Below are 25,705 nucleotides of genomic sequence, written 5' to 3'. Positions count from 1 at the left end.
TGCGCACGTGCACTCTACCGCCGGTCCGGGAGAGGGCCGGTCGCCCGCCTGCATGCCGCCACCTGCTTGCTCGCTCCGCCCCCAGGATTCGAACCCGGACCTCAAGGCACCAAAGGCCTGTGTGCTGCCGTTACACCAGGGCGGACCGTCGCGCGCACGGCCTGCAGGCCCGTGCGCGACGTGAAGCGCCCAGTCTGCCAGGGCCGGCACGGCATGATGGGACCGTGGCCACCGAGACCAAGCGCACCGCACGCTCCCGCATGACTGCGGCCCAGCGTCGCGCGCAGCTGCTCGACGTGTCCCGCCGGTTGTTCGCCGAGAAGGGGTTCGAGGGCACCAGCGTCGAGGAGATCGCCGCGCGCGCCGAGGTCTCCAAGCCCGTCGTCTACGAGCACTTCGGCGGCAAGGAGGGCATGTACGCGGTCGTCGTGGACCGGGAGATCCAGGCGCTGACGGGCGCCCTCACGGGTGCCCTCGAGGGCGGCGGCCACCCCAAGGTGCTCGTCGAACGCACCGCGCTGGCCCTGCTCAGCTACATCGAGACCTCCGAGGACGGGTTCCGGATCCTCGTGCGCGACTCGCCCGTCGCGCAGGCCACGGGCACGTTCTCGAGCCTGATCGGTGACGTCGCGACCCAGGTCGAGCACCTGCTGGCCGACCAGTTCAAGAAGCAGGGCCTCGACCCCCGGGCCGCACCGATGTACTCCCAGATGCTCGTGGGCATGGTCGCGCTGACCGGGCAGTGGTGGCTCGACGCGCGCAGCCCGAAGAAGGCCGACGTCGCCGCGCACCTGGTGAACCTCGCGTGGAACGGCCTGGCCGGGCTCGAGCGGCGTCCCGCGCTCGAGCGCCACTGAAGCCCCTCCGGGAACCGGCGGCCACCTGATCGGCACCCGGTCAGGACCTGTCGTCCCGGGACCTTGTGTTGACGTCGAGTAATCTCACCGCATGGCAGACGGCACAGGACCCGAGGCGGGCGGTGCGCGCGACGAGGTCGACCGGATCGTCCTCGCCTGGCAGCGCGAGCGCCCCGACCTCGACGTGCTGCCCCTGACCGTGCTCTCCCGCGTCAGCCGGCTCGCCCGGCACCTCGACCTGGCCCGTCGCAGCGCGTTCGCGCGGCACGACCTGGAGACCTGGGAGTTCGACGTGCTCTCGGCGCTGCGACGCGCCGGCACGCCCTACCAGCTCTCCCCCGGCGCGCTGCTCACCCAGACCCTCGTGACGAGCGGCACGATGACCAACCGCATCGACCGGCTCGTCGAGCACGGCCTGGTGCGCCGGCTGCCGTCGCCCGACGACCGGCGCGGCGTGCTCGTGCAGCTGACCGCCGAGGGGCTCGCCCGGGTGGACGCAGCCTTCAGTGACCTGCTCGACGTGGAGCGTGGTCTGCTCGGTGACCTCGGCGAGGAGGACCGCGACCGGCTCGCGGCGCTCCTGCGTGAGGTCGTCGCCCCGTTCGACCAGCCGTGAGCGCGAGCCCGCCCGACCGGCCGGCGCGTGCGGGCCGGAGCGCCGTCAGCCCGGCCGGGTATCCCGGGGGTGCCGCGCGGGGCCTGGCGCTGTCGGCCGTGCTGCTCTACGCGCTCAACCTGCGCGCGCCGATCACCGCGCTCGCCCCGGTCGTGGGCGACGTCAGCGCCGACCTCGCACTGACCCCGGCCGGGGCAGGCCTGCTCACCGGGATCCCCGTGCTGTGCTTCGCGATCGGCACCCCGCTGGCCTCCGTGCTGCTCGCCCGGGCGGGCACCGCGGCGATGGTGACGGCCTCGCTGACGACCGTCCTGCTCGGCACGGTCCTGCGCTCGGCCGGCGGGTTCGCCACGGCCCTGGTCGGCACGGCACTGATCGGCCTGGCGATCACCGTGGGCAACGTCGCGGTGCCCGTGCTCATCGGCCGGGACTTCCCGCACCAGGTCCCCCGGGTGACCGGGCTGTACACCGCGGCGCTCAACGTCGGCAGCGTGCTCACCACCCTGTTCACTGCGCCGCTGGCCGGGCTGATCGGGTGGCGGTGGGCCCTGGCGGCCTGGGGCGTCATGGCGGTCGGGGCGACGTTCGTCTGGCTGCGCGCGTACGGCGTGCACGACCCCGGGGAGCCGCCCGTCGTCGGCGCGGCAGCGGATCCGGACGCCGCGGACACGTCCCGCCCCCCGGTGCACGTGCTGCGACGACCCGTCACCTGGCTGCTGGCCGTCGCGTTCAGCGGTCAGGCGTTCGGCTACTACGCCGTCAGCGCGTGGCTGCCGTCGATCCTGCACGACCAGCTCGGGCTCGCGAAGGCCTCCGCCGGTGCCGCGGCCGCGCTCTTCCAGCTGTTCGGCGTGCTCGGCGGCGTGGGCGTCCCGCTCGCCCTCGGGCGACGCGTCCCCGTGCGCGTCGTCTCCTCGGTCATCGCGGCCGGGTGGGTGGTGCTGCCGCTCGGGCTGCTGCTCGCGCCGCAGGCGTGGCCCGTGTGGTGCGCGCTGGCAGGCACGTCGCAGGGCGGGAACTTCGCGGTGATCTTCACCGTCGTGGCGCAGTCGGCAGGTTCGCAGGCGGCCGCCCGGCGGATGTCGGCGACCGTGCAGACCGTCGGCTACGGCTGCGCCGCGCTCGGTCCCAGCGTCATGGGTGCCGTGCACTCGGCGACGTCGACCTGGGTCGCGCCGTTGCTCGTCGTGCTCGCCGGGCTGCTCGTCATGGCGGCGTGCAGCCAGCTGGCGCTCGTGCACGTCCGCCGGGACGCCACCGCGTCGCTCTGACGCCGTCCGGTCCGGGTCGCTGCCCGAACTTCTCGGCCGGACGTCAGCCGGCGATCTCGGACGCCTCGAGCCAGACCATCTCCAGCTCGTCCTTCTCCGCCGCCAACGTGCGCAGCTGCTCGTCGAGCGCCCCGACGGCGACGTGGTCGGTGGCCTGCTCGACCATGCGGGCGTGCAGCTCGGCCTCCTGCGCGGAGATCCGCGACAACCGGCGCTCGACGCGGGCGATCTCCTTGCGTGCCGCACGCACGTCGGCCGCGCTCGGTGCCTGCACCGCGTCGACCTGCGTGGGCACGTCCTGCTGCGCGACCGGCGCCGGGCTGCCGGGCGAGGCCGCCGCCGGCCCGGCGGCCAGCGCCGCCGCACGCAGCGCGAGGTACTGCTCGACCCCGCCGGGCAGGTCGCGCAGCGCACCGTCGCCGAGCAGGGCCATCTGCCGGTCGCACACGCGCTCGAGCAGGTACCGGTCGTGCGAGACCACGATCAACGTGCCGGGCCAGCCGTCGAGCAGGTCCTCCAGGGCGGCCAGGGTGTCGGTGTCGAGGTCGTTCGTCGGCTCGTCGAGCAGCAGGACGTTCGGCTCCCCGACGAGCAGCCGCAGCAGCTGCAACCGTCGCCGCTCGCCGCCGGACAGGTCACGCACCGGTGTGCGTGCGCGGTCCCGCGTGAAGCCGAGCCGCTCGACGAGCTGCGACGCGGTGAGCTCCTTGCCGCCGACGACCACGGACCGCTTCTCGCGCTCGACGACCTCGACGACCCGCAGGTCCGCCAGCTCGTCGAGGTCCTCCACGTCCTGGCGCAGCTCGGCGACCTGCACGGTCTTGCCGCGCTTGACCCTGCCGGACGTCGGCTCGAGGCGCCCGGTGAGCAGACGCAGCAGGGAGGTCTTGCCCGCACCGTTGACGCCGACCAGTCCGATCCTGTCGCCGGGGCCCAGACGCCACGTCACGTCGTCGAGCAGCACCCGGTCAGGTCCGCCGTCGTGCGCGGGGAACGACAGCGTGACGCCCTCGACGTCCAGCACGTCCTTGCCGAGGCGTGCGGTGGCCATCCTGGTCAGCTCGAGGTTGTCGCGCGGCGGCGGCTCGTCGGCGATCAGCGCGGCGGCGGCGTCCAGGCGGAACTGCGGCTTGGACGTGCGCGCCGGCGCGCCGCGGCGCAGCCAGGCGAGCTCCTTGCGCAGCAGGTTCTGCCGCTTGGTCTCCACGGTCGCCGCCTGCTGCGCACGCTCGGCCCGCGCCAGGACGTAGGCGGCGTACCCGCCGTCGTACTGGTCGACCTGGCCGTCGTGCACCTCCCACGTCCGGGTGCACACCGCGTCGAGGAACCAGCGGTCGTGCGTGACGACCACCAGGGCCCCGCCGTTGCGCGAGTAGCGGGCCGACAGGTGCGCGGCGAGCCAGGCCACGCCCTCGACGTCCAGGTGGTTCGTCGGCTCGTCGAGCACGAGCACCTCGTCGTCACGGACCAGCAGCGCGGCGAGCGCCACCCGGCGGCGCTGGCCGCCCGAGAGCGTCGCGACGTCCGCCGCCAGGTCCAGGTCGGACAGCAGGCCGGTGTGCACCGAGCGGACGCGTGCGTCGACCGCCCACTCGTGCGTGTCCGCACCGCCGTGCACCGACTCGAGCACGGTACAACCGGCGGGCAGGTCGTCACGCTGGTCCAGGACCGCGACCCGCACCGAACCGGCACGGGTCACCCGGCCGTCGTCCGGGTCCTGGAGACCGGACAGGACGCGCAGCAAGGTGGACTTGCCGGCGCCGTTGGGGCCGACGACGCCGACGCGCATGCCGTCGTCGACGCCGAGACTGACGCCGTCCAGCAGCGTGCGCGTGCCGAGCGTGAGGGTGACGCGGTCCGCGCCGAGCAGGTGAGCCATCGAGCGTGCAGGCTACCCGGCCTGGTCGGCGCCGCTGACCACCCGGGTGCCGGCGACCGGTCCCACCGCCGTCAGGACCGCGTCCGCGACCCCGGCGGCCGTGAACGCCGCGGCGAGCACGAGGGCGTGCTGCCTGCTGCGGGCCAGCGCGGCCACCGTCGGACCCGAGCCCGAGACGACGGCACCCAGCGCGCCGGCATCCTCGGCGACCTCGAGCGGTTCGGCCAGGGCGGGGTCGAGCGTCAGCGCGGCCGGCTGCAGGTCGTTGTGCAGCGCGGCACCCAGAGCCGTGGCGTCGCCGGCGAGCAACGCCTGCATGAGGGCGAGGTCGTCCTGCGGGTCGGGGTCGCGTGCGTCGTCGCCGGCCAGCTCGTCGAACCGCGCGTAGACGGCGGCGGTCGACAGGCCACGATCCTGCACGGCGAACGCCCAGTGGAACTCTCCCCGGGCGAGCACGGGCGTGAGCAGGTCGCCGCGTCCGGAACCCACGGCGGTGTGCCCGGTGAGCGAGAAGGGCACGTCCGAGCCCAGGTCCGCCGCGAGCTCGAGCAGGTCGTCCCGGCTCAGGCCGGTGTGCCAGAGCGCGTCGCAGGCGACCAGCGCCGCGGCCGCGTCGGCCGACCCCCCGGCCATGCCCCCGGCGACGGGGACACCCTTGTGCAGGTGCAGGTGCACGCCCTCGTCGATGCCGGCACGCGCGGCCAGGGCGCGGGCGGCCCGCACGGCCAGGTTCGTCCCGTCGGTCGGCACGAGCTCGGACTGCGGGCCGGAGACGGTGAGCCGGAAGTCCGTCGACGGTGTGGCGACGACGTCCTCGTGCACCGAGACCGCCTGGAACACGGTCGACAGCGGGTGGTAGCCGTCCCGCCTGCGCGGACCGACCCGCAGGGACAGGTTGACCTTGCCGGGGGCACGCACGCGCACCTCCCGGTCCGGGACGACGTCGAGGCGCGTGAGGGTCACGGGGCCACTGTGCCAGGTCGGTCCCGGTCGGTCCCGTCGTCGCTCGTCCGGGCCACGACGGCCAGCTGCGCGGCGACACGGGCGAACCCCTCGACGTCGACCGTCTCGCCCCGGGCCTGCGGGTCGACGCCCGCGGCGACGAGCGCGGTCACCGCGGCCTCCGACGAGCCCGCGACACCGGCGAGGGCCGAGCGCAGCATCTTGCGCCGCTGGGCGAAGGCGGCGTCGACGACCGCGAAGACCTCGCCCCGCGTCACCGGGATCGCCGGGGGCTCGCGGCGGTCGAGCCGCACCAGCGCGGAGTCCACGTTCGGCACCGGCCAGAACACGGAACGACCCACGGTCGCGGTGCGACGGGCCGACGCCCACCAGGCCGCCTTGACCGACGGCACGCCGTACGTGCGGCTGCCCGGAGGGGCGGCCACCCGGTCGGCGACCTCGGCCTGCACCATGACCAGCAGGCGCTCGAGCGAGGCGAACCGCTCGAGGAAGGTCAGCAGCACCGGGACGGAGACGTTGTACGGCAGGTTCGCCACCAGGGCCGTCGGCGGCGGACCGGGCAGCACGTGCACGTCCAGGGCGTCGCTGAGCACCACGGTCAGCCGGTCGTGACCCTCGGCGTCACGCAGCCGGACCACCGGCGCCCCGTCGGCCGTGGGTTCGTCGTCGACGCGTTCCAGCCCCGGCAGGTGCCGGGCCACGGTGGTCGGCAGCAGCCGGGCGAGCACCGGGTCGATCTCCACCGCGACGACGTCGGCCCCGGCCTCGAGGAGCCCCAACGTGAGGGACCCGAGGCCGGGGCCGATCTCGACGACACGCTCGCCGACGACCACATCCGCCTGCCGGACGATCTTGCGGACCGTCCCTGCGTCGATGACGAAGTTCTGGCCGAGCGTCTTGGTCGGTCGGATGCCCGCCTGCTCCGCGAGCTCACGGATCTGGGCCGGGCCGAGGAGCGACGTCACGGACATGGCGACGAGCGTATGTCAGGCGGGTGCCCCGGAGGGCACCCGGACAGGCGCGCTCAGCTGAACAGCCGCGCCCCGCACACAGGCCACTGCCCCGCACCGGACCGGTTGTAGAGCATCTTCGCCCGAGCCGTCTGCTCGTCCGCCGACGCCTGGGACGGCAGTCCTGCGCCGCCCACGCCCTGCCACGTGCCCACCGAGAACTGGTAGAGGCCGTGGTACAGCCCGTTCCTCGACACGATCGTCGGGTTGCCGCCCGACTCGCACGCGGCCAGCGCGGCCCAGTTGAGCGAGTCGGCGCTGCCGCCGGCCGTGACCGGGCTCGACGTCCCTGCGGCGGCTGCGGGAGCTGCCGCGACGACCGGACGGGCCTTGGTGCCGACCGCGACGACCTCGTCGACCGGTGCCTGCGTGACCGTGTCCGACAGCGTCGTGCGGGCCGTCTCGGCACCGTCGACCGTCGTGACGCGATCGACGACCGTGCGCACCCCCGGGACCCCCGCGGTGACGACCGTGCGGGTGCCCTTGTAGCGGTTCGCGTCGTCCTGATCGACGGAGGCGAACGCGATCTCGCTCGTGGAGGTGACGTCCTGCACGACCACGCGCTGCACGACGACCTGCACGCGACCGTCGTCACCCTGCTGGACCCGCACGGTGTCGAGGTCGCCGAGCGTGATGCCCAGCTCGTCGAGCACGTCGGCCACGCGCGCGTCGCCGTCGGGGGTGCTCAGGACGGTGCCGTCGACCAGCACGTCCGCCGGACCGTGCAGCGTGAGGTCGAGCGCGAGCTCGGGACGGCCGCCGGACGAGCGGGACGCCACCAGGGCGATGTCGCCCGAGCGTGCGTCGAGCGTGTCGAGCGCCTCGTCCGCCGTCAGCGCCGTGGTCCACACGGTGCGCTCCTCGCCGCCGTCGGTGACGACGATCGTGCGACCGTGCCGCACGACGACCTCGGAACCGTCGGCGAGCGCACCCGCCGGGGCCACGGCGTCGTGCGCGCCGACCTGGATGCCGCGGTCGGCCAGCAGGCCGTCGACCGATCCGGCGAACGTGTCGACCGTGACGGTGGTGCCGTCGACGTCGAGCGTGACGGTCTTGTGCGCCTGCGCGAACGCGACGCCGGCGCCGGCGATGACGAGCGCCGCGGCGCTGAGCAGGACGAGGGGGACTGCGCGGGAGGCGTGGCGCCCGTGCCCGGACCGGTGGTCCCGGGAGCGCGTCGGACCGCCCGACTCGGAGGAGGGGCGCGTGGGCGCGAGGGGACCGCGGGTGCGGGGCGAGAAGGGCACGAGGCTCCAGACGTCGGGGTGCCCGGGCACGGAGAGCGGTCACGCCCCGAGGGGCGTCCGACGGGTGTGGGCACGAGGCCGCACGTCCGGTCACCTGGAGGGAGGTGACCCCCGCCGGTCCGGATCTCCGATCCGGCCGTCGTGGTGAGACGCCCAGGTTACGAGGGCGATCCACCGCGCCGCCTCGATGTCGGTCACGTCCTGCGGAGCATCCTTCGAAGAGATCCGAGGTGCGTCAGGGGTGTTCTCGTCAAGAGCGGCACGCGACCGTAACCCGATCGTGACCGATGCGCCAAGCCCGACGGGGGTGAAGCCACCCAGCGCCCGACCGTGCCGGACCTCGGGGAGGGGTCAGTACCAGCCGCTCGACTCCGAGTGCGCCCACGCGCCGCACGGGTCCCCGTAACGGCCCGCGATGTAGCCAAGACCCCAGGTGATCTGCGTCGCAGGGTTCGTCTGCCAGTCCGCGCCGACCGTCGCCATCTTCGACCCCGGCAGCGCCTGCGGGATGCCGTAGGCACCCGAGGAGGCGTTGGCAGCATTCACCCGCCAGCCGGACTCCTTGTTCCACAGGGCGAGCAGGCAGGCGAACTGGTCGTCGCCCCAACCGCGGGCCGCAGCCATCTCCTTGCCGAGTGCCTGCGCGGTCCCCGGCTCGACAGCCACGGTGCTCGGGTCCGGCAGCTCCGCCGTGCCGACCCGCACGACCTGGGTCACCGGCTCCGTCGTCACGATCGAGGTCAGCAGCGTGCGCCCGACCACGACGCCGTTGACGACCTGCAGCTCGTACGTCGACGTGCGCACGCCCGCCTTGCCAGCCACCTTGACCTTCGTGTTGCCCTTGATCAGCGTCGCGTCCTCGACCTCCTGGGTCTCGAACGGGACCGCCTCGGTGACCGTCTCGCCGCTGCTGCTCGCCCGCGTCACGAGGACCACGAGACCGTCGACCGCGGTGGCGTCGAGCGGGACCGACACGTGGTCACCCTCCTCGAGCACCAGGCCGATGTCCTTGAGCGCGTCGCGGACGGTCGAGGAACTGCTCACACCGTCGATGACCTGGCCGTCGACCACGAGGTGGATCGTCTTCTGCGTCGACACCCGAATCGTCTCGCGGCCCAGCGACGAGGACCGGGAGGCGGACAGGCGCACGTCGGAGTCGCGCAGGCCCAGGTCGTCGACCGCCTCGCCGACGGTCAGCGCCGTCGTCCAGACCGTCTGCTCGGAGCCGTCGACCTCGACGTCGATCTGCCGGGCGTGCCGCACCACGATCTGCCCGCCCCGGATCGCCGGCTCGGACAACGACGGGGCCACCAGGTCACGCTCGGCCACGTCGATGTCAGCGCTGGCGAGCACGTCGCCGACCGTGCGGCCGAAGCCTTCGACGACGACCGCCCGACCGTCGACGTCGACGGTCACCTCCTTGTGCAGGACGGTGAACGCGCTGGTCGCGCCGACGACCATGGCCAGGACCGCCCCCTGCGCGCCGACCCGACGCCAGCGGGCCGCACGCGAGAGCGGCGCCAGAGCGGCCTGCTCAGCAGCACGGCGGGCACCGCGACGGGTGGTCGCAGCGGGATCGCCGGCAGTCACGCGGTGGGTCCTTCCGTCGGACGGTCGTGGGCAGGTCGGTCCGACCGTAACCGATCCGTGACGTGGGCCGGTAGTCGGCGTCCGGATTGTCCGCGGAGATTCACCACGGGCCGTAGACCTGCTCGGCGACCGTCGCGACCTGCACGCAGACGTCCTCGAGCGGCCGACCGGTCACCTCGGCGACGGTCCGGACCGTGCCGGGCAGCAGGTAGGGCGCGTTCGGACGTCCGCGGTGCGGGTGCACGGTGAGGTACGGCGCGTCGGTCTCGACGAGCACCAACGAGGCGGGCAGCTCGAGCAGGGCGGCCCGCAGCCCGTCGTTCGACGGGAACGACACCGGGCCGGCGAACGAGCAGTACCAGCCGTGCTCGGCGGCCAGCCGGGCCATCGCGGCATCCCCGGAGAAGCAGTGGAACACGGTGCGCTCGGGTGCCCCGTCGGCCAGCAGGACCTCGATCACCTCGGCGTGGGCGTCACGGTCGTGGATCTGCAGCGCCAGGCCGAGCTCCTTGGCGAGCGCGACGTGCGCCCGGAACGCCTCGACCTGCACGGCACGACCGCGCTCCCCCGCCCGGAAGTGGTCCAGGCCGGTCTCGCCGATCGCCCGCACGCGCGGGTGCCGGGCGGCCGCGGCGACCGCGGCGAGCGCGTCGTCGAGCCCGACGCGGTGCCGCTCCTGGGGGTCGGGCGTCAGGCCGTCCGGGGCGATCTCGTGCACGCGCGCGTGCAGCACCGCCTCGTTGGGGTGGATGGCCAGCGCCCCCAGCAGCGCGGGGTGGGCGTCGAGGGCGGCGACGGTCCAGGCCACGGCGTCCAGGTCGCAACCGACCTGGACCATGCGCGTGACCCCGACGGCCGCAGCCCGGTCCAGGTGGTCCTGGACCGAGGGTGCCGTGGCTGCGACCTCGAGCGCGGCCGGGTCCGCGTGCTCGGCAGCCTCACGAGGCGTGCCGTCGGCGTCCCGCGCCCAGCCCGCGGCGCGCACGCCGAGCACCGCGTCCAGGTGCGTGTGGTCGTCGACCACCGGCACGGGCAGCGGCGCGGGCGGCGCGGGCCAGCCGCGGTCACGCGACCGGTTGCGACCCACGCGCTCAGGCCTTGCGCAGCCGGTCGAGCTCCTCCTCGACGATCGAGTCGTCGAGCTTGGTGAACACCGGCGTCGGCTTGGCCACCGGCGCACCGGGCACCACCGGGGTCGACGCCCACGCGCGGACACCCTCGCCCAGCCTGTAGTACCCGGTGATCACCGGGTACTGCCGGGAGGCGTCGTCCAGGTCCGTGACCTCCTCGATGCGCGGCAGCGGCGAGACCTCTCCGGTGCCACCGAGCGCCTCGTGCACCTTCTGCGCCGAGTGCGGCAGGAACGGCGAGAGCAGCGTGTTCGCGTCGTTGACGGCCTGCGCGGCCGTGTGCAGGACCGTGGCCAGGCGCTCGCGATCACCCGTCAGCTTCCACGGCTCGGTCTCGGAGATGTACCGGTTGGCCTCCTGCACGACGCGCATCGCCTCGCCGACGGCCGCGCGGTGCCGGTGCGTGCCGACCAGCTCGCCGATGCGGCCGAAGGCCGTGCCCGTGGTCTCCAGGAGTGCCGCGTCGACCGGCTGCACCTGCGTCGGGGTGGGGATCTCGCCGAAGTTCTTGTGGATCATGCTGGCCGTGCGGTTGACCAGGTTGCCCCAGCCGGCGACGAGCTCGTCGTTGGTGCGGCGCTTGAAGTCCGACCAGGTGAAGTCGGCGTCCTGGTTCTCCGGACCGGCCACCGAGATGAAGTAGCGCAGCGCGTCCGGCTGGTAGCGGGCCAGCATGTCGCGCACGTAGATGACCACGCCGCGCGAGGAGGAGAACTGCTTGCCCTCCATGGTCAGGAACTCGCTCGAGACGACCTCGGTGGGCAGCTGCAGGTCGCCGAAGACGCCCGGTGCACCACCCTTCGTGCCCTTCCCGTCGTAGCCGAGCAGCTCCGCCGGCCAGATCTGGGAGTGGAAGGTGATGTTGTCCTTGCCCATGAAGTAGTACGAGCGGGCCTCGGGGTCGTTCCAGTACGCGCGCCACGCCTCGGGGTCGCCGCTGCGACGCGCCCACTCCACCGACGCGGACAGGTAGCCGATGACCGCGTCGAACCACACGTACAGGCGCTTGGACGGGTTGTCCTCCCAGCCCTCGAGCGGCACGGGGATGCCCCAGTCGATGTCACGCGTCATGGCCCGCGGGCGCATGTCGTCGATGAGGTTGAGGGAGAAGTTCAGGACGTTCGGGCGCCAGTCGCCGCGCGTGCGCAGCCAGGAACCGAGCGCGTCGGCGAACGCCGGCAGGTCGAGGAAGAAGTGCGTGGACTCCACGAACTTCGGGGCCTCGCCGTTGATCCGGCTCTTGGGGTTGATCAGGTCGATCGCGTCGAGCTGGTTGCCGCAGTTGTCGCACTGGTCGCCGCGCGCGCCGTCGTAGCCGCAGATCGGGCACGTGCCCTCGATGTAGCGGTCGGGCAGCGTGCGCCCCGTCGACGGGCTGATCGCGCCCATGGTCGACTGCTCGACCATGTAGCCGTTCTTGTGCACCGTGCGGAACATCTCCTGCACGACCGCGTAGTGGTTGCGCGTCGTGGTGCGGGTGAACAGGTCGTACGACAGGCCCAGGGCGGTCAGGTCCTCGACGATGACGCGGTTGTACCGGTCGGCGAGCTCCTGCGGGGCCACGCCCTCCTGCTCGGCCTGCACCAGGATCGGCGTGCCGTGCTCGTCGGTGCCCGAGACCATCAGCACGTCGTGGCCCGCCATGCGCATGTACCGGGAGAAGACGTCCGAGGGGACACCGAAGCCGGCGACGTGACCGATGTGGCGGGGGCCGTTCGCGTAGGGCCACGCGACGGCCGACAGGATGCGGGACATGCCGCCGATCCTAGGTGAGCAGGCTGGTCCGAGGGCCACCCGACCGGCCCGCGACACTGCACCGGCGCTGCACCGGGGCTGTGGTCGGCTCAGCCCTTGCGAGCGGACAGCGCCGCTGCGTACAGGTCGCGCTTGACGACCCCCGCACTCACCGCGACGTCCGCCACGGCGTCCTTGAGCCGCTCCCCGGCGTCCGCCCGCGCGAGCACCTCTGCGACCAGGTCGGCGGTCGTCAGCCCCGCACCGCGCACCGCTCCGCCCACGACGACGACGATCTCGCCGCGCACCTCACCCGTCGCCCACTGCGCGAGCTCGGCGAGCGGGGCACGGCGGACCTCCTCGTACGTCTTGGTCAGCTCGCGGCACACGGCGGCGGGCCGGTCCGCCCCGAAGGCGTCGACCATCGCCGCGAGCAGCTCACCGAGCCGGTGCGGCGCCTCGAAGAAGATCATCGTGCGCCGTTCGGCCGCCAGGTCGGCCAGTGCACGGGCCCGCTCCCCCGGCTTGCGCGGGACGAAACCCTCGAAGCAGAACCGGTCGGTCGGCAGGCCGGAAAGCGCGAGGGCCGTCAGCACCGCGCTCGGTCCCGGGGCGGCCGTGACGGGCAGCCCGGCCGCGACCGCCGCGGTGACCACCCGGAAGCCCGGGTCGGACACCGCCGGCATCCCCGCGTCCGTCACGACGACGACCGTCCCGCCGCCCGCGACGACCTCGAGCAGGTCCGCGGCCCGCTCGGCCTCGTTGTGCTCGTGGTGGCTCACCACCCGACCGCCGATCTCGACACCCAGCCGGGCCGCGAGCGCCCGCAGTCGCCGGGTGTCCTCCGCGGCGACGACATCGGCCTCCGCGAGCAGTCGACGCAGACGCGCCGAGGCGTCCTCGACGTCGCCGATCGGGGTCGCGGCCAGCACGAGCCGACCGACCGGGGACGGGGGTGTGCACATCCCGCCAGCCTCCCACGGGCCCCGCCCCTACGATGACCCCGTGCCGCCCACGCCCGACGACGAGCCCACCCCTGTGGGTCCGCTCCCGCTGCCAGGCCCGCCGTCCAGCCCGGGCACCGACCCGACCGCCGGAGCACCGCAGTCCCCGCCCGTCGACCCGCCCGCCGGCCCACCGGTCGACGAGCCGCACGACGAGGATGCCGCTGCCGCGCCGGGTGAGGGCGCCCGGCGCGAGCCGTCCGGGCATGTGCCCGGGGAGCCGGACCAGGCGGTCGAGGCCTACATCGCCGCAGACGGCGACGACCTGACGGTGCCACCGGGCTCGACCGTGGCGGCGGCGGCCCGCGCCGCGTCGATCGGTCGCACAGCCGACGCGCCCGACGAGGGCGACGGCGTGCAGCACTCCGCCGAGAACGACCGTCCGGGAGACATCACGGACCACGACGGAGAGGTGGCGGGCGACGTGTCCGCCACCCGGCCCTCGACGGACGAGGCTGCGTCGGCCCACCGGCCGGAGGGCGACTCCCCCGACCCTCGGGACGACGGGCTCCTCGCGGAGGGCACCCACCCCCTCGACGCGGCTGCGGACGAGCCCACGGAGCCCGAGGAGCCGACGCGCACCCGCCTGCTGCGGCGACTGCTCGGCGAGGACCGTCTGGCACTCGACGCGACGCCGCGGGCCCGCCTGCTCGGCTGGCTCTGGCCGCTCGCGGTGACCGTGCTCGGCGGGGTGGCCCGGTTCTGGGACCTGTCGCGACCGCACGCGCTCGTGTTCGACGAGACCTACTACGTCAAGCAGGCGTACTCGCTGCTCGCGCGCGGGTTCGAGGCCCAGTGGGGCGACAACCCGAACCCGGCGTTCGAGGCGGGCGACACGAGCAGCCTCGGCTGGGTCGCCGAGTACGTCGTCCACCCGCCTGTCGGCAAGTGGATGATCGCCCTCGGCATCCAGCTCGGCGGCGGTGTGGAGAGCTCGGCCGCCTGGCGGCTGTCCGCCGCGGTGTGCGGCACGCTCGCGATCCTCATGATCGCGCGCATCGGCCGGCGGCTGTTCGCCTCCACCGCACTGGGCACCGTCGCGGGCCTGCTCCTCGCGGTCGACGGCGAGGCGATCGTGCACTCCCGGGTCAGCCTGCTCGACCCGTTCCTCATGTTCTTCGTGCTGGCCGCGTTCGGCGCGCTGCTCATCGACCGGGACCAGATGAGACGACGGCTCGCCGAGCGCACCGCGGTCCTGCTCGACGAGGGGCGGCCCCTCGGCCTCGGTCCCCGGATCGGCTGGCGCTGGTGGCGGCTCGCCGCGGCCGTGCTGCTCGGCCTCGCCATCGGCACCAAGTGGTCCGGCGTGTACTTCCTGGCCGTCTTCGGCCTGATGAGCGTCCTGTGGGACCTCACAGCCCGTCGGGCCGTCGGCGTCCGGTTCTGGGCGTGGGCCGGCGTCTGGCGTGACGGCATCGTCGCCGGCATCTCGATGGTGCTCATCGCCGGCTCGGTCTACCTGGCCTCGTGGTGGTCGTGGTTCGCCTCGACGGACGGGTACCTGCGGCAGTGGGCCGTGCAGAACCCCGGCGAGGGCGTCCAGTGGTTGCCACCGGCGCTGCGGTCGCTCTGGAAGTTCCACACCGACATGTACGCCTTCCACACCTCGCTGACCGCGGAGCACGCCTACGCCGCCCACCCGCTGGGCTGGATCGTGCAGTGGCGTCCGACGTCGTACTTCTACCCGACCGAGATCTCGGGCCTGACCGGTCAGCAGGCGCTCGACGCGTGCGGCGCGAGCTCGTGCTCGCAGGCCATCACCTCGATGGGCAACCCGGTGATCTGGTGGGCGGGCGCCGCCGCGTTGCTGGTCGCGGTCGTGTGGCTGCTGTGGTTCCGTGACTGGCGCGCGGGGGCGGTGCTCTCCGGCATCGTGGCCGGCTGGCTGCCCTGGTTCCTGTACGCGCAGCGCACGATCTTCACGTTCTACTCGATCGCGTTCACGCCGTGGGTGATGCTGACCCTGACGTACGTGCTCGGCCTCGTGGTCGGCCCGCGCACCACCGACGCGCGCGGTCGGCGTGCGGCGATCGCCTGGGTGAGCGCGTTCCTCGTGCTCGTGGTCGCGGTCAGCGCGTTCTTCTACCCGATCTGGACGGCGTGGGTGGTGCCGTACGACTTCTGGCACGCGCACATGTGGTTGCCCTCCTGGGTCTGAGGCGCCCCGACCGGGGCGTCCCGGCCCGAGCGTGCCGATGCCTCAGCGCCGCCAGTCCACCTGCGGGCTCGGGTACCAGCTGAGCCCGAGGCGGTCCCAGAACGCGGCCTGCCCGGCGACCCGTGCACGAAACCCGGGCCAGTCGCGGCGCTCCGGCTGCGTCCACGCGACCTCGGCGACCGCGGCGAGCCGAGGCAGCAGCATCTGGGTGAGCTCGGGCAGCGTGGCGATCGTCTCGGTCCAGATCGCCGCCTCGACACCGACGACGGCGTCGGTGGGCAGGCCGGGGACGAGCGTCGACGGCTCCCACTCGTAGGCGTCGCGCAGCTCGATCGCCCCGGCCCAGTCCTGGCCGAGCGGGGTCGAGGAGTCGTAGACCATGTCGAGGTAGGTGCGGTTCCCCGGCGACATCAGGACGCGGGCACCCGCACGTGCCGCCGCGACCACCGCGTCCCGGTCGGCGCGGGCACCTTCGCGGTCGTCCCAGTACTGCACGACCGTGCCCGGGGTGACGGGGGCGTGCGCGATCTCCTGCCAGCCCACGACCTGCTTGCCGTACGCCCGCACCGCGTCCGAGGCGAGCGTGACCAGGCGCGCGTACTCCGTGGGCGTCAGCTCGAGCGCCTCGTCGCCGCCGATGTGCAGGTAGTCGCCCGGGGTCAGTGCGGCGACGTCACCGAGCACGTCGGCGAGGAAAGGACCCGTGGCGGGCACGTCGGCGTGCAGCCGGCTGAAGCCGACCTCGATCCCGGTGTAGGGCTCGGTCGGCTCGCCCGACGGCGTCAGCGCACCATAGGCGTGCAGGGCCGCGTTGACATGCCCCGGCACGTCGATCTCCGGCACGACCGTGACCCCGCGGGTGTGCGCGTAGGTGACCAGCTCGGCGAACTGTGCCGTGGTGAGGAACCCGCCCGGCCCGCCGCCGACCGCGGTACCGGACGACCGCGCGGTCAGCAGCGGCCGGGACGGCATCTCCAGCCGCCAGCCCTGGTCGTCCGTCAGGTGCAGGTGCAGCACGTTGAGCTTGTAGTGCGCGAGCAGGCCGACCACGAGCTTGAGGTCGTCCAGACCGAAGAAGTGCCGCGCCACGTCGAGCGAGAGACCTCGCCAGGCGTACCGGGGCACGTCCTCGATGCGGACGGCCGGCACGCTCACGGTCCCGTCAGGGGCGTGCCGCACGAGCTGGCGCAGCGTGACGACGCCGTGCACGAGCCCCGTGGCCGTGCGGGCCTCGACGAGCACACGTCCGGGACCGACGACCAACCGGTAGGCCTCGTCGCCGCCCGGCAGCGCCTCGGTCAGCCGCAGGCGGATCGCCCCGTCGCTGCCGTCGTCGCCGTAGCGGACCTCGATCGCGTCACCGATGACCCGACCCAGCAGGTCGGCCGCCAGGACCGCGACGGTGATCAGCTCAGGACGCGGGTCGACCAGCAGGGGCGTGTCCGGGGCCACCACGAACGGGGCCTCCGGGGACGGGACGAGCGACACGGGCCGTGGGACCACGGCGATCTCGGGCACGGCCACCTCGACCTGGTTCGCAGGGACGTCGAGGGAAACCTACACACTCTGCCCGTCGCGGTCCGCCAGACGGCGCGCGACGACCGCGCAGGTGGCGAGCTGCAGCTGGTGGAAGACGACCACCGGGAGCGTGACGCTCGCCGCGACGACCGGCGAGAAGAGCACGGCCGCCATCGGCAGCCCGGTCGCGAGCGACTTCTTCGACCCGCACATGAGCAGGGCGATGCGATCCGGGTAGGGCAGGCGCAGGCCGGCACCGGCACGCCAGGTCAGGCTCAGCATCGCGGCGAGCAGCGCCGCGCAGACCACGACCAGCACGAGGAGCGCGACCCAGGTGATGTGCGACCAGGCGCCCGAGGTCTGCGCCTCGCTGACCGAGGTGTAGGCGACGAGCAGGATGGTGCTGCGGTCGCTGATCTTGAGCAGGTGCGGGTGCGCACGCACCCAGCCGCCGATCCACGGCTGGACGGCCTGCCCTGCGGCGAACGGCAGCAGCAGCTGCAGCAGGGTCGCCGCGAGCGACCCGCCGGTCGACCCGCCCGTCCGGCTCATGAGCACGCCGACGAGCAGCGGCGTGACGACGATGCCGAGCACGTTGGACACCGTCGCGCCGGTGATCGCCCCGGCCACGTTCCCGCGAGCGATCGAGGTGAAGACGACCGAGGACTGCACGGTGGACGGCAGCACGGACAGGAACAGCATCCCGGTGCGCAGGTCGGGCGCCATGACGTGGTCGGGCAGCAGCTGCACCGCCAGGCCGAGCAGCGGGAAGACGACGTACGTGGCCGCGAGCATCGAGCCCTGCAGCTTCCAGTTGCGCAGGCCGGCGCGGACCTCGGTCGCGTGCATGCGGGCGCCGTAGAGGAAGAACAGCAGGACGATCGCCGCGGTCCGGACGTGGTCGAGCACGGCGGCGAACGAGCCGTCTGCAGGCACCAGGAGACCCAGCACGAGCACCGCGACGATCATGAGGACGAGCGGGTCGGCCCACCGACCGACGACACCGCGTACGCCAGCCCAGCGGCCCTGCACCGTGACGGCCTCCCTGGTCTGACTGACGGTTGCTGCGCCCTGCAATGACAACGGCCCGGACCGTGATGGTCCGGGCCGTTGTCGATGTCGTTCCCGACATCGGCGGGTGGAGCTGAGGGGATTCGAACCCCTGACCTTCTCATTGCGAACGAGACGCGCTACCAACTGCGCCACAGCCCCGCGGGCGGGCTACAGACTAGCACCGCCCAGGCGCCGATCGCGAAATCGGCGCAGCCCCCGAGGCGTCACTCCCCTGCGGCCCGACGCTTGGCCAGGACCGCGTCCAGGTCGATGCTGCCGGTGGTGGTCGCCGGCCGCTCGAGCGGGGTCCGCGGATCGCCGGTGTGCGCGGCGGCAGCCAGGGCTGCGACACCGGATGCGCCCGTGACCTGCTCGGACGAGGTTCGCGCCGCGGCGGCCGTGGACCCCTCGAGATCGGCGAGCGGGATGGGCTCGCGGCGCGGCGCGGCGGGCTTCATCGTGTAGGTCGGACGCGGCACCGGGACCGGCGACCACCCGTCCTCGGCGGCGTCGCGGGTCTCAGGCGCATCCGTCGCGACGACCGGCGTCCGGCCCGTGGCGGAGGCCACCGGCGCGTGCGCCCGGCCGTCCTCGTCGAGGACGACACGGCTGAACATCTCGGTGCTGGTGTCCGAAGGGTGCACGGCGCGTCCCGTCACGACCGGCACAGCCCCGGTGGCGATCCCCGCCCGTCGCTCCCGCGCTGCCTGCTGGCGTGCCGCCGCACGTTCGATCTCCTGCGCCCACGCGGCGTCCGCGGCCTCGCCCGCGACCACGGCACGACGCCCGAGGGTCAGCACCCCGACCAGCAGGACCGAGGGCACGAGCCCGGCGACCCACGTGACCGCGGGAAGCAGCCCGGCCGCCCCCCAGCCGGCGACCGCGACGACGGCCAGCACCGTCACGAGGGCAGCACGACGGCGTGAGGCAGCCGCACGGCGCGCAGCAGCGGCGGCCCGAGCGGCGCGCGCCTGGGCGGCGCGTCGAGCCGCGTCCGCGGTGATGCGGTCCTGGGTCGCGTGCGGTCGGTCCACGGTGGTGCCTCCTGTCACGGGTCCGGTGGCGAGCACCGGGACCCCCCAGCCCGGGGTCAGCAACCCCGTCCGTCCTTGCGCTGCCGGGCCGCAGTCGGCCGAGGTCGCCTCTCGTGCGTCGCGGGCCCGTCCGGACCGTACCGCCCGACCGCGCAGGTGGCCACGGTGCGACCGGTCGGTCACGGCCAGGACGCGCAGCGCCTCGGAGAAGCGGTCGTCGGTGCGTGACTCGAGCAGCTGTTGCCGGTACCGCAACTTGTGCGGCACCAGGTAGGCGACCCACAGGCCCACGAGCGCCAGAGCGACGGGGCCGGCGAGATCGTTCACGTCACGACGGTAGGTGTCCGTCGGACGGGCGCGCCGCACCGTTGCGGCGTGTCGCGTGCCAACGCGCCAGCAAACCCCCCGGTACGTCCTCGGTCGTGAGCGCGAACGAGCGGTGGTCGCACCATCTGCCCTGAATGTGCAGGTATCGCTCGCGCAGGCCCTCGTCGCGGAAGCCGAGCTTGTGCACGACCCGCAGCGAAGGCGCGTTCTCGGGTCGGATGTTCACCTCGACGCGGTGCAGGCCGAGCGCCCCGAAGCAGTGGTCGGTGGCCAGCGCGACGGCGGTCGGCATGACGCCGCGCCCCGCGAACTCCTCGCCCAGCCAGTACCCGACGGTGGCCCCGCGCAGCGACCCGTGCACGATCGAGGAGACCGTCAGCTGACCGGCGAGCTCGCCGTCGACGTCGACCGCGAACGGCAGCGCCGTACCGGCACGCGCCTGCGAGGCGAGCATGCGGACGAACTGGCCGAACGTGGGCGCGGGTCCGCTGACGGGGACCGGGCTCGTCGCGTCCCACGGGTCGAGCCATGCCGCGTTGCGGGCACGGAGCATGAGCCATGCGTCCTGGTCGCGGCGACGCAGCGGTCGCAGCCGCACCTCGCCGTCGGTGAGGACGGCGGGCCATCCGGTCGCCATCAGCCCTCCAGCACCAGGCAGTGCACCACCTGGCCGGCCTGAACGGCCAGGTCCTGCTCGCCGACGACCGCGAGCGCGTTCGCCTGCGCGAGACCCTGCACGGACGGTGACCCGGGGTCGCCCACGGGCGTGACCTGGTAGCCGTCGTCGGGACTGCCCACGACGGTCGCCGGCACGAACTGCCGCATCCCCGCGGGCGAGGGCCACCCGACCGTGGCGTGCGCGGCCACCGACGGGCGGAAGATGTCGGCGTGCCCACCCATGGTCCGTAGCGCCGGGCGCACGAAGACCTCGAACGACACCTGTGCCGCGACCGGGTGGCCCTGCAGCGCGAAGATCGGCACGGCTCGCTCGCGCCCGACGGCGGTACCCACCGTGCCGAAGCCGTGCCGGTAGCCGGGCGTCATCGCGACGTGGTCGAGCCGCACGGTGCCCAGCGGGGCGAGCACGTCCTTGACCGTGTCGTGCGCGAGCTCGGACAGCCCGCCGGTCGTGACGACCAGGTCGGCCCGCACGAGCTGGTCCTCGAGCGCCTCGCGCAGCGTGGCGCGGTCGTCGGGCACGATGCCGACCCGCACGGGGGCGGCGCCGGCGTCGCGCACCGCCGCCTCGAGCGCGTGCCCGTCGGCCTCGAAGACCGCACCCGGAGGGGCTGCGGCCCCGCCCGGCTCGACGAGCTCGTCGCCGACGGAGAGCAGCACGACGCGGGGTGTGGGGTGCACGTGCAGCCGCCCGCGCCCCATGGCGGCGGCGAGCGCGAGCTGTCGGGCACCGAGCCGCGTGCCGACGGTGAGGACGACGTCCCCGCCGCGCACGTCGGACCCGGCCGTCCGCACGTGCTGGCCGGCGAGGGCCGGTCGCTGGAACGCGACCCGTGCCGTCCCCCGGTCCGTCTCCTCGAGCGGCACGACCGCGTCGGCACCCAACGGCAGGGGGGCACCCGAGGCGACCCGGACGGCCTGCCCGGGCACGAGCCGCAACCCTGCCGGCGCGCCCGGTCGCAGGTCGTGCGCGACGGGGAGCGTCGGCGGCTGGCCGTGGTGCGTCGCGGCGGTGTCGTGCGCGGCCACGGCGTAGCCGTCGCGGGCGGCCACGGCCACCCCGGGGACGTCCGCCGCGGCCGTCACGTCCGCCGCGAGGATGCAGCCGACGGCGTCGGCGAGCACCACGTCGAGCGGGGTGACCGGTCCGGCGGCGGCGAGCACGGCCGCGAGGTGGTCCTGCACCGATCTCATGGCCGCATTCTGCCCCGCCGCGCGCGGGTCCTGACGCAGACGGGGCGGGGCGGGTGACGCGCTGTGGCTCAGTCGCTCAGCGTGGCGACGAACTGCGTGAGCCACGTCCGGAACTCCGGACCGAGGTCCGTGCGCTCGGAGGCGAGCTGGACGACGGCCTTGAGGTAGTCCAGCCGGTCCCCGGTGTCGTACCTGCGACCCCGGAAGATCACGCCGTGCACGCCGCCGCCCTGCTCGGGGGGCATCGAGGCGAGCGTCGCGAGCGCGTCGGTGAGCTGGATCTCGCCCCCGCGGCCGGGTGCGGTGCTCTCGAGGACCTCGAACACGGCGGGGTGCAGCACGTAGCGACCGATGATGGCGAGGTTGCTGGGGGCGTCCTGCACCGCGGGCTTCTCGACGAGGGCGGTCACCCGGACCTGGTCCGGGTCGCCCGTGGCGTCGGACGGCTCGACCGCGGCGCACCCGTACAGCGAGATCTGCGAGGGCGGCACCTCGAGGAGGGCGACGACCGAGCCACCGACCCTCTCCTGCAGGGCGACCATGGTGGAGAGCAGGTCGTCGCGCTCGTCGATGAGGTCGTCGCCGAGCATGACGGCGAACGGCTCGTGCCCGACGTGCTGCTTCGCGACGAGGACCGCATGGCCGAGGCCGCGCGGCTGGCCCTGACGGACGGTGTGCACGGAGGCGAGCTCGGACGAACGGCGGACCGCGGCCAGCCGGCCCGCGTCTCCCTTGGCCTCGAGCGCGGCCTCCAGCTCGGGAGCGGCGTCGAAGTGCGCGGCGAGGCTGTCCTTGCCGCGTCCGGTGACGAGCAGGACGTCGTCGAGCCCGGAAGCGGCGGCCTCGGCGACCACGTACTCGATCGCCGGGGTGTCGACGACGGGGAGCATCTCCTTCGGCGTCGACTTCGTGGCGGGCAGGAACCGCGTGCCCAGACCAGCGGCGGGGATGACTGCCTTGTGGATCGTCATGCACCGAGGTTACCCGGGTCACGGGCACAACCACAGAGGCGTCCGCAGCCGTGGCCGAGGCCGTACCGACCGCCTCGAGCACCGCCCGGCGCCGTGACCTGGGACGGCACGCTTCACCCGATCCTCACAGCGGCTGTCCGGATCGGTCCGCGAGGTTTGAGACACTGGTCACCATGAGCAGCGCCGCCCAGCCCTACCTGCACGCGACCGAACCCGACGAGATCGAGGACGTCAAGGAGCAGCTGAGGCTCGCCATCCGCACGGCGCGCAAGGAGCGATCACCGCGTCGCCGCGAGGAGGCCGCGCAGGCGTTCGCGCAGGTCGTCGGCACCATCCCCGAGCTCGCGCAGGCACGCTGCGTGTCGGTCTACGCCTCCCGTCCCACCGAGCCGGGCACCGGGCCGCTCCTCGAACAGCTGCACGCGCGCGGGGTGCAGGTCCTCATGCCGGTCCTCGGCGACGGGCTGCAGCGCGACTGGGCCGCGTTCGCCGGCGCCGACGACCTGCGCGAACGCGCGCCCGGCCGCCCGCCGGAGCCCAGCGGCCCCGCCCTCGGCCCTGATGCGCTCGCCGAGGCCGAGGTCATCATCGTGCCCGCGCTCGCGGTCGACTCCGCCGGAACCCGGCTGGGTCAGGGCGGCGGCTGGTACGACAGGGCCCTCGCGCACGCCCGCCCGGGGGTGCGCACCGTCGCGCTCGTCTTCCCCGAGGAGCTCTACGAGGCGGGCACGCGGCCGCTGCCGCGCGAGCACCACGACCGCCGGGTCGACGCGGTCGCCACGACCGAGGGCTGGCACTGCCTGCGCTGACACCGCACCCGTGGTGGGTCCCGCTCAGCGGCGGGAGCCCACCATCGAGGTCACGGCGTGAGCGTGAGCGTGTCCTGCGCGCCGTCGTCCGTGGCCGTCTGGCTGAACGGCCAGGCGAACGTGTCACCGGCGGCCCAGGCGCCGAACTGGTCGGCGTAGTGCTCGCTCGCCGGGTGTCCGGACGTGCCCGTCAAGGTGACCCACGTCGAGGAGTCCAGGTCGCCCAGGTCGACGACCATGCGCATCGAGGGCGCCGCCGTGACCTCGTACGACCCCGAGGACGCGTCCCACGCGGTCGCGTCGACGATCGAGGAACCGCCACCCACCGCACGCGAGGACGGGTTCACCAGGCTCCGCACGAGCGCGGGCAGGGAGTCGCCGCCGAGCACCGGGTGCTCGGGGGCGGCGGCGTGCAGCCGGCCCCACTCCCAGTCCTCGGCATTGCGCCCGAGCTGCGCCGTCAGCTCCTTGCGTGCCTGCACGAGAGCCTGGGTGAGGATCTCATCACGACCCTCGACGAGCCCGGGCGTCGACCGGTCGTCCCACCAGGGCGAGTCGGGCTGGTCGAGCAGCCGGCGCACGACCTCGAGCCAGCGTGAGTCCCCGCTCGGGTCGTGGCCGTCGGGCAGGTCGTCGGCGAACGTCAGGTGCAGCAGCGTCTTCCACACCGCCGCGAGGTAGGCGGCCGCCGCCGAGTCCGAGCTCGCCTCGCCGTCCCACGCACGCAGCAGCTCCTGGCCGTCGTCGTAGAACGTGTCGTCGATCGGCAGGCTCACCAGGGCCGGGACCAGGACGTCCGCGTACGGCGAGTGCTGGTCGAGCTGGAGCTCGGAGGTCGTGGCCACGTCGATCGCGGTGCCGTCGGCGATCTGCTCGGTGAGCAGGTCACGGATGCGCTGGGCGCGGTAGCCGTAGTCCCAGTCGGTCGTCAGGAACGGTCCGACACCGGAGGGTGTGACCGCCTGGTTGGCCGCCACGACGATGCCGTCGGCGGGGTCGAGCACGTGCGGCATCGCGGCGTCGTCCACGAAACCCTGCCAGTCGTACGCGCTGTCCCAGCCGGGCCGCGGCCAGGTGCCGTCGGACGGCACGACCGCACCGACGACGCTCGCCCGCACCGGGATCTTGCCCGGGGCCTGGTAGCCGATGTGCCCGTCGGTCGTGGCGAAGACGATGTTCTGCGAGGGGACGTCGAACAGCGCGGCCGCGGCGGCCACGTCCTCGGCGTCGTGCGCGAGGTCGAAGGCGAAGATCGCGTCGGCGGTCGACCCCGGGCTCAGGGCGGTCCACGCCAGCGCCACCTCGTAGCGACCACCCGGGGACCCGTCGGGGACAGGTGCGGCGCGGACCTCGTCGATGTCGAGCACGTCCGAGACGATCGGGCCGTGCACGGTCTCGCGGACGGTCAGCTCGACGTCCTCGGCCCCGGCCACCTTGATGACCTCGGTACGGGAGGTCACCGGCACGTCCTCGCCGTCCAGCCTGCTCGTCTGGCCGCCGGGGTCGTCCGCGGCGCCGTCGACCCGTTCGACGAAGAAGTCCGTGACGTCCGCGCCCAGGTTCGTCAGCCCCCAGGCGAGGTCGTCGTTGTGACCGATGATGACGCCGGGCATGCCGGCGAAGGCGAAGCCGCTGACGTCGAACGGGCACGCCGTGCTGACATCCGCGCAGCGCAGGCCGACCTGCGACCAGATGCCGGGGGCCGAGATCGACAGGTGCGGGTCGTTGGCCAGGATCGGCGAGCCGGACGCGGTGTGCTCGCCCGAGACGACCCAGGAGTTCGAGCCGACGCCCTCGCCCTCGCCGAGCAGGTGCGGCACGGCGTCGAGCGCAGCCGAGGCGGCCTCCAGCGCTGCCTGCAGGCCGGAGTCGGCGAGATCGGCGTCGAAGTCCGTGGCGCTCGCGGGCTCGACCGTGCCGGTCCCGGACGCGGCCAGGTCGTCCGCGCTGAGGATCGGCTGGTTCACGTCCTGCGGGTAGACCGGGAACAGCTCGCCGACGCGCGCCACGTCGCGCACCGAGGAGTAGGTCAGGGCACGGTCGAGCTCGTCGTCGTAGTTGCCGCGCAGGTCCCAGGCCATCGCCTTGAGCCAGGCCACCGAGTCGATCGGGTCCCAGGGCTCCGGTGCCGCCTGGTCGACCTTGAGCCCGAGCACCGTGTACTCCACCGCGATCTCGGAGGGGTCGCGGCCCTCGAGGTAGGCGTTGACCCCGTCGGCGTAGGCCTGCAGGTGGTCGCGGGTGTCCTGCTCGAGCAGCGACCACTCCTGCTCGGCGACGCGGCGCCAGCCGAACGTGCGGATCACCTTGTCGGCCGCGAGCGCGTCCTCGTTCTCCCCGACGAGCTCCGACAGGCGGCCTGAGGTGACGTGCCGTCGGTAGTCCATCTCGAAGAACCGGTCCTGCGCGGCGACGTAGCCCTGCGCCATGAACAGGTCGTCGGCCGTCTCGGCGGTGATCGTCGGCACGCCCTGGGCGTCCCGGGTGACCGTGACCTCGGCGTCGAGCCCCGGCAGCGCCAGGGTGCCGTCGACCTGCGGGAGGGGGCGGCGCACGACGACGACGGCCGAGACGGCCGCGGCGGCGATCACCACCACGAGCACCGAGGCGACGGCGACGAGGATGCGACGGGCGGTACGGCGGCGGCTCACGTCACGGAGGG

At 73.8% G+C, this 25,705-nt stretch carries 20 protein-coding genes and 2 tRNA genes; 5 read left to right on the top strand and 17 right to left on the bottom strand.

Annotated elements, in window-relative coordinates; translation table 11 throughout:
• Window positions 1-73: 73 nt before the first annotated feature.
• Window positions 74-145, bottom strand: a tRNA-Gln gene (locus BKA22_RS12150).
• A 115-nt stretch (window positions 146-260) separates the two neighbouring features.
• Between BKA22_RS12150 and BKA22_RS12145 the strand changes: the two genes are divergently transcribed.
• The 3 genes from BKA22_RS12145 to BKA22_RS12135 all read left to right on the top strand — a co-directional run bounded on the left by BKA22_RS12145 (window position 261) and on the right by BKA22_RS12135 (window position 2,744).
• Complete coding sequence (locus tag BKA22_RS12145) at window positions 261-857, top strand: TetR/AcrR family transcriptional regulator (RefSeq protein WP_146954288.1); 597 nt, start codon at window positions 261-263, stop codon at window positions 855-857.
• A 91-nt stretch (window positions 858-948) separates the two neighbouring features.
• Window positions 949-1,473, top strand: a complete 525-nt coding sequence (locus BKA22_RS12140) for a MarR family winged helix-turn-helix transcriptional regulator (protein ID WP_146954251.1) — start codon at window positions 949-951, stop codon at window positions 1,471-1,473.
• Window positions 1,470-2,744 carry an MFS transporter gene (locus BKA22_RS12135; RefSeq protein ID WP_146954250.1) on the top strand — a complete coding sequence of 425 codons (1,275 nt, stop codon included), beginning with the start codon at window positions 1,470-1,472 and terminating at the stop codon, window positions 2,742-2,744. The genes BKA22_RS12140 and BKA22_RS12135 overlap by 4 nt, the downstream gene beginning before the upstream one ends.
• Window positions 2,745-2,787: 43 nt before the next feature.
• Here the strand turns inward: BKA22_RS12135 and BKA22_RS12130 are convergent, their stop codons facing one another.
• From BKA22_RS12130 to rsmI, 8 genes are all read right to left on the bottom strand, one after another.
• The gene (locus BKA22_RS12130) at window positions 2,788-4,623 is read right to left on the bottom strand and encodes an ABC-F family ATP-binding cassette domain-containing protein (RefSeq protein ID WP_146954249.1); all 1,836 of its coding nucleotides are present in this window, start codon (window positions 4,621-4,623) and stop codon (window positions 2,788-2,790) included.
• A gap of 12 nt (window positions 4,624-4,635) precedes the next feature.
• Window positions 4,636-5,586, bottom strand: a complete 951-nt coding sequence (locus BKA22_RS12125) for a 4-(cytidine 5'-diphospho)-2-C-methyl-D-erythritol kinase (protein WP_146954248.1) — start codon at window positions 5,584-5,586, stop codon at window positions 4,636-4,638.
• A complete protein-coding gene (locus tag BKA22_RS12120; RefSeq protein WP_146954247.1) occupies window positions 5,583-6,557 on the bottom strand; it encodes a ribosomal RNA small subunit methyltransferase A in 975 nt (324 codons plus the stop codon). Before BKA22_RS12120 ends, BKA22_RS12125 begins: the two co-directional genes overlap by 4 nt.
• A 53-nt stretch (window positions 6,558-6,610) precedes the next feature.
• Entirely contained in the window at window positions 6,611-7,843 is a 1,233-nt protein-coding gene (locus BKA22_RS12115) for a resuscitation-promoting factor (RefSeq protein WP_223203705.1), read from the bottom strand.
• A gap of 351 nt (window positions 7,844-8,194) precedes the next feature.
• Window positions 8,195-9,433, bottom strand: a complete 1,239-nt coding sequence (locus BKA22_RS12110) for a resuscitation-promoting factor (RefSeq protein ID WP_223203704.1) — start codon at window positions 9,431-9,433, stop codon at window positions 8,195-8,197.
• A gap of 100 nt (window positions 9,434-9,533) precedes the next feature.
• Window positions 9,534-10,520, bottom strand: coding sequence for a TatD family hydrolase (locus tag BKA22_RS12105; protein ID WP_146954245.1), 987 nt, complete (start codon window positions 10,518-10,520; stop codon window positions 9,534-9,536).
• Window positions 10,521-10,524: 4 nt separating this feature from the next.
• Window positions 10,525-12,318, bottom strand: a complete 1,794-nt coding sequence (metG, locus tag BKA22_RS12100; protein WP_146954244.1) for a methionine--tRNA ligase — start codon at window positions 12,316-12,318, stop codon at window positions 10,525-10,527.
• An 89-nt stretch (window positions 12,319-12,407) separates the two neighbouring features.
• The gene (gene rsmI, locus BKA22_RS12095; protein ID WP_146954243.1) at window positions 12,408-13,262 is read right to left on the bottom strand and encodes a 16S rRNA (cytidine(1402)-2'-O)-methyltransferase; all 855 of its coding nucleotides are present in this window, start codon (window positions 13,260-13,262) and stop codon (window positions 12,408-12,410) included.
• Window positions 13,263-13,302: 40 nt separating this feature from the next.
• On the opposite strand from rsmI, the gene BKA22_RS12090 reads away from it, so the two are divergent.
• A complete protein-coding gene (locus BKA22_RS12090) occupies window positions 13,303-15,459 on the top strand; it encodes a phospholipid carrier-dependent glycosyltransferase (protein ID WP_223203703.1) in 2,157 nt (718 codons plus the stop codon).
• A 42-nt stretch (window positions 15,460-15,501) separates the two neighbouring features.
• Here BKA22_RS12090 and BKA22_RS12085 read toward each other — a convergent pair whose 3' ends face one another.
• The 7 genes from BKA22_RS12085 to BKA22_RS12055 all read right to left on the bottom strand — a co-directional run bounded on the left by BKA22_RS12085 (window position 15,502) and on the right by BKA22_RS12055 (window position 22,234).
• Window positions 15,502-16,977 carry a beta-N-acetylhexosaminidase gene (locus BKA22_RS12085; protein WP_146954242.1) on the bottom strand — a complete coding sequence of 492 codons (1,476 nt, stop codon included), beginning with the start codon at window positions 16,975-16,977 and terminating at the stop codon, window positions 15,502-15,504.
• Between the two features lie 39 nt (window positions 16,978-17,016).
• The gene (locus BKA22_RS12080; RefSeq protein ID WP_146954241.1) at window positions 17,017-18,009 is read right to left on the bottom strand and encodes a bile acid:sodium symporter family protein; all 993 of its coding nucleotides are present in this window, start codon (window positions 18,007-18,009) and stop codon (window positions 17,017-17,019) included.
• Between the two features lie 107 nt (window positions 18,010-18,116).
• Window positions 18,117-18,189 (bottom strand) — tRNA-Ala (locus BKA22_RS12075).
• A 65-nt stretch (window positions 18,190-18,254) separates the two neighbouring features.
• Window positions 18,255-19,391 carry a SepX/GlpR family protein gene (locus tag BKA22_RS12070; RefSeq protein ID WP_146954240.1) on the bottom strand — a complete coding sequence of 379 codons (1,137 nt, stop codon included), beginning with the start codon at window positions 19,389-19,391 and terminating at the stop codon, window positions 18,255-18,257.
• A 1-nt stretch (window position 19,392) separates the two neighbouring features.
• Window positions 19,393-20,028: a GNAT family N-acetyltransferase gene (locus tag BKA22_RS12065; protein WP_146954239.1), complete on the bottom strand. Its 636-nt coding sequence runs from the start codon at window positions 20,026-20,028 to the stop codon at window positions 19,393-19,395.
• Window positions 20,028-21,263: a molybdopterin molybdotransferase MoeA gene (locus tag BKA22_RS12060; RefSeq protein ID WP_146954238.1), complete on the bottom strand. Its 1,236-nt coding sequence runs from the start codon at window positions 21,261-21,263 to the stop codon at window positions 20,028-20,030. The genes BKA22_RS12065 and BKA22_RS12060 overlap by 1 nt, the downstream gene beginning before the upstream one ends.
• A gap of 68 nt (window positions 21,264-21,331) precedes the next feature.
• Window positions 21,332-22,234, bottom strand: coding sequence for a UTP--glucose-1-phosphate uridylyltransferase (locus BKA22_RS12055; protein WP_146954237.1), 903 nt, complete (start codon window positions 22,232-22,234; stop codon window positions 21,332-21,334).
• A gap of 173 nt (window positions 22,235-22,407) precedes the next feature.
• Here BKA22_RS12055 and BKA22_RS12050 point away from each other — a divergent pair, with 173 nt between their 5' ends.
• Complete coding sequence (locus tag BKA22_RS12050) at window positions 22,408-23,043, top strand: 5-formyltetrahydrofolate cyclo-ligase (protein WP_146954236.1); 636 nt, start codon at window positions 22,408-22,410, stop codon at window positions 23,041-23,043.
• A gap of 50 nt (window positions 23,044-23,093) precedes the next feature.
• Here the strand turns inward: BKA22_RS12050 and BKA22_RS12045 are convergent, their stop codons facing one another.
• Window positions 23,094-25,694, bottom strand: a complete 2,601-nt coding sequence (locus BKA22_RS12045) for a penicillin acylase family protein (RefSeq protein WP_146954235.1) — start codon at window positions 25,692-25,694, stop codon at window positions 23,094-23,096.
• Window positions 25,695-25,705 lie beyond the last annotated feature (11 nt).

This window comes from Cellulomonas soli (genome assembly GCF_013409305.1).
GTDB lineage: Bacteria > Actinomycetota > Actinomycetes > Actinomycetales > Cellulomonadaceae > Cellulomonas > Cellulomonas soli.
The sequence above is the reverse complement of the archived record's forward strand: the minus strand, read 5'-3'. Positions and strand labels throughout refer to the sequence as shown.

Coding starts and splice junctions, on each gene's coding strand:
- BKA22_RS12120 (WP_146954247.1), bottom strand. CDS start 6,557: ATGTCCGTGACGTCGCTCCTCGGCCCGGCCCAGATCCGTGAGCTCGCG.
- BKA22_RS12050 (WP_146954236.1), top strand. CDS start 22,408: ATGAGCAGCGCCGCCCAGCCCTACCTGCACGCGACCGAACCCGACGAG.
- BKA22_RS12140 (WP_146954251.1), top strand. CDS start 949: ATGGCAGACGGCACAGGACCCGAGGCGGGCGGTGCGCGCGACGAGGTC.
- rsmI (WP_146954243.1), bottom strand. CDS start 13,262: ATGTGCACACCCCCGTCCCCGGTCGGTCGGCTCGTGCTGGCCGCGACC.
- BKA22_RS12065 (WP_146954239.1), bottom strand. CDS start 20,028: ATGGCGACCGGATGGCCCGCCGTCCTCACCGACGGCGAGGTGCGGCTG.
- BKA22_RS12145 (WP_146954288.1), top strand. CDS start 261: ATGACTGCGGCCCAGCGTCGCGCGCAGCTGCTCGACGTGTCCCGCCGG.
- metG (WP_146954244.1), bottom strand. CDS start 12,318: ATGTCCCGCATCCTGTCGGCCGTCGCGTGGCCCTACGCGAACGGCCCC.
- BKA22_RS12130 (WP_146954249.1), bottom strand. CDS start 4,623: ATGGCTCACCTGCTCGGCGCGGACCGCGTCACCCTCACGCTCGGCACG.
- BKA22_RS12055 (WP_146954237.1), bottom strand. CDS start 22,234: ATGACGATCCACAAGGCAGTCATCCCCGCCGCTGGTCTGGGCACGCGG.
- BKA22_RS12060 (WP_146954238.1), bottom strand. CDS start 21,263: ATGAGATCGGTGCAGGACCACCTCGCGGCCGTGCTCGCCGCCGCCGGA.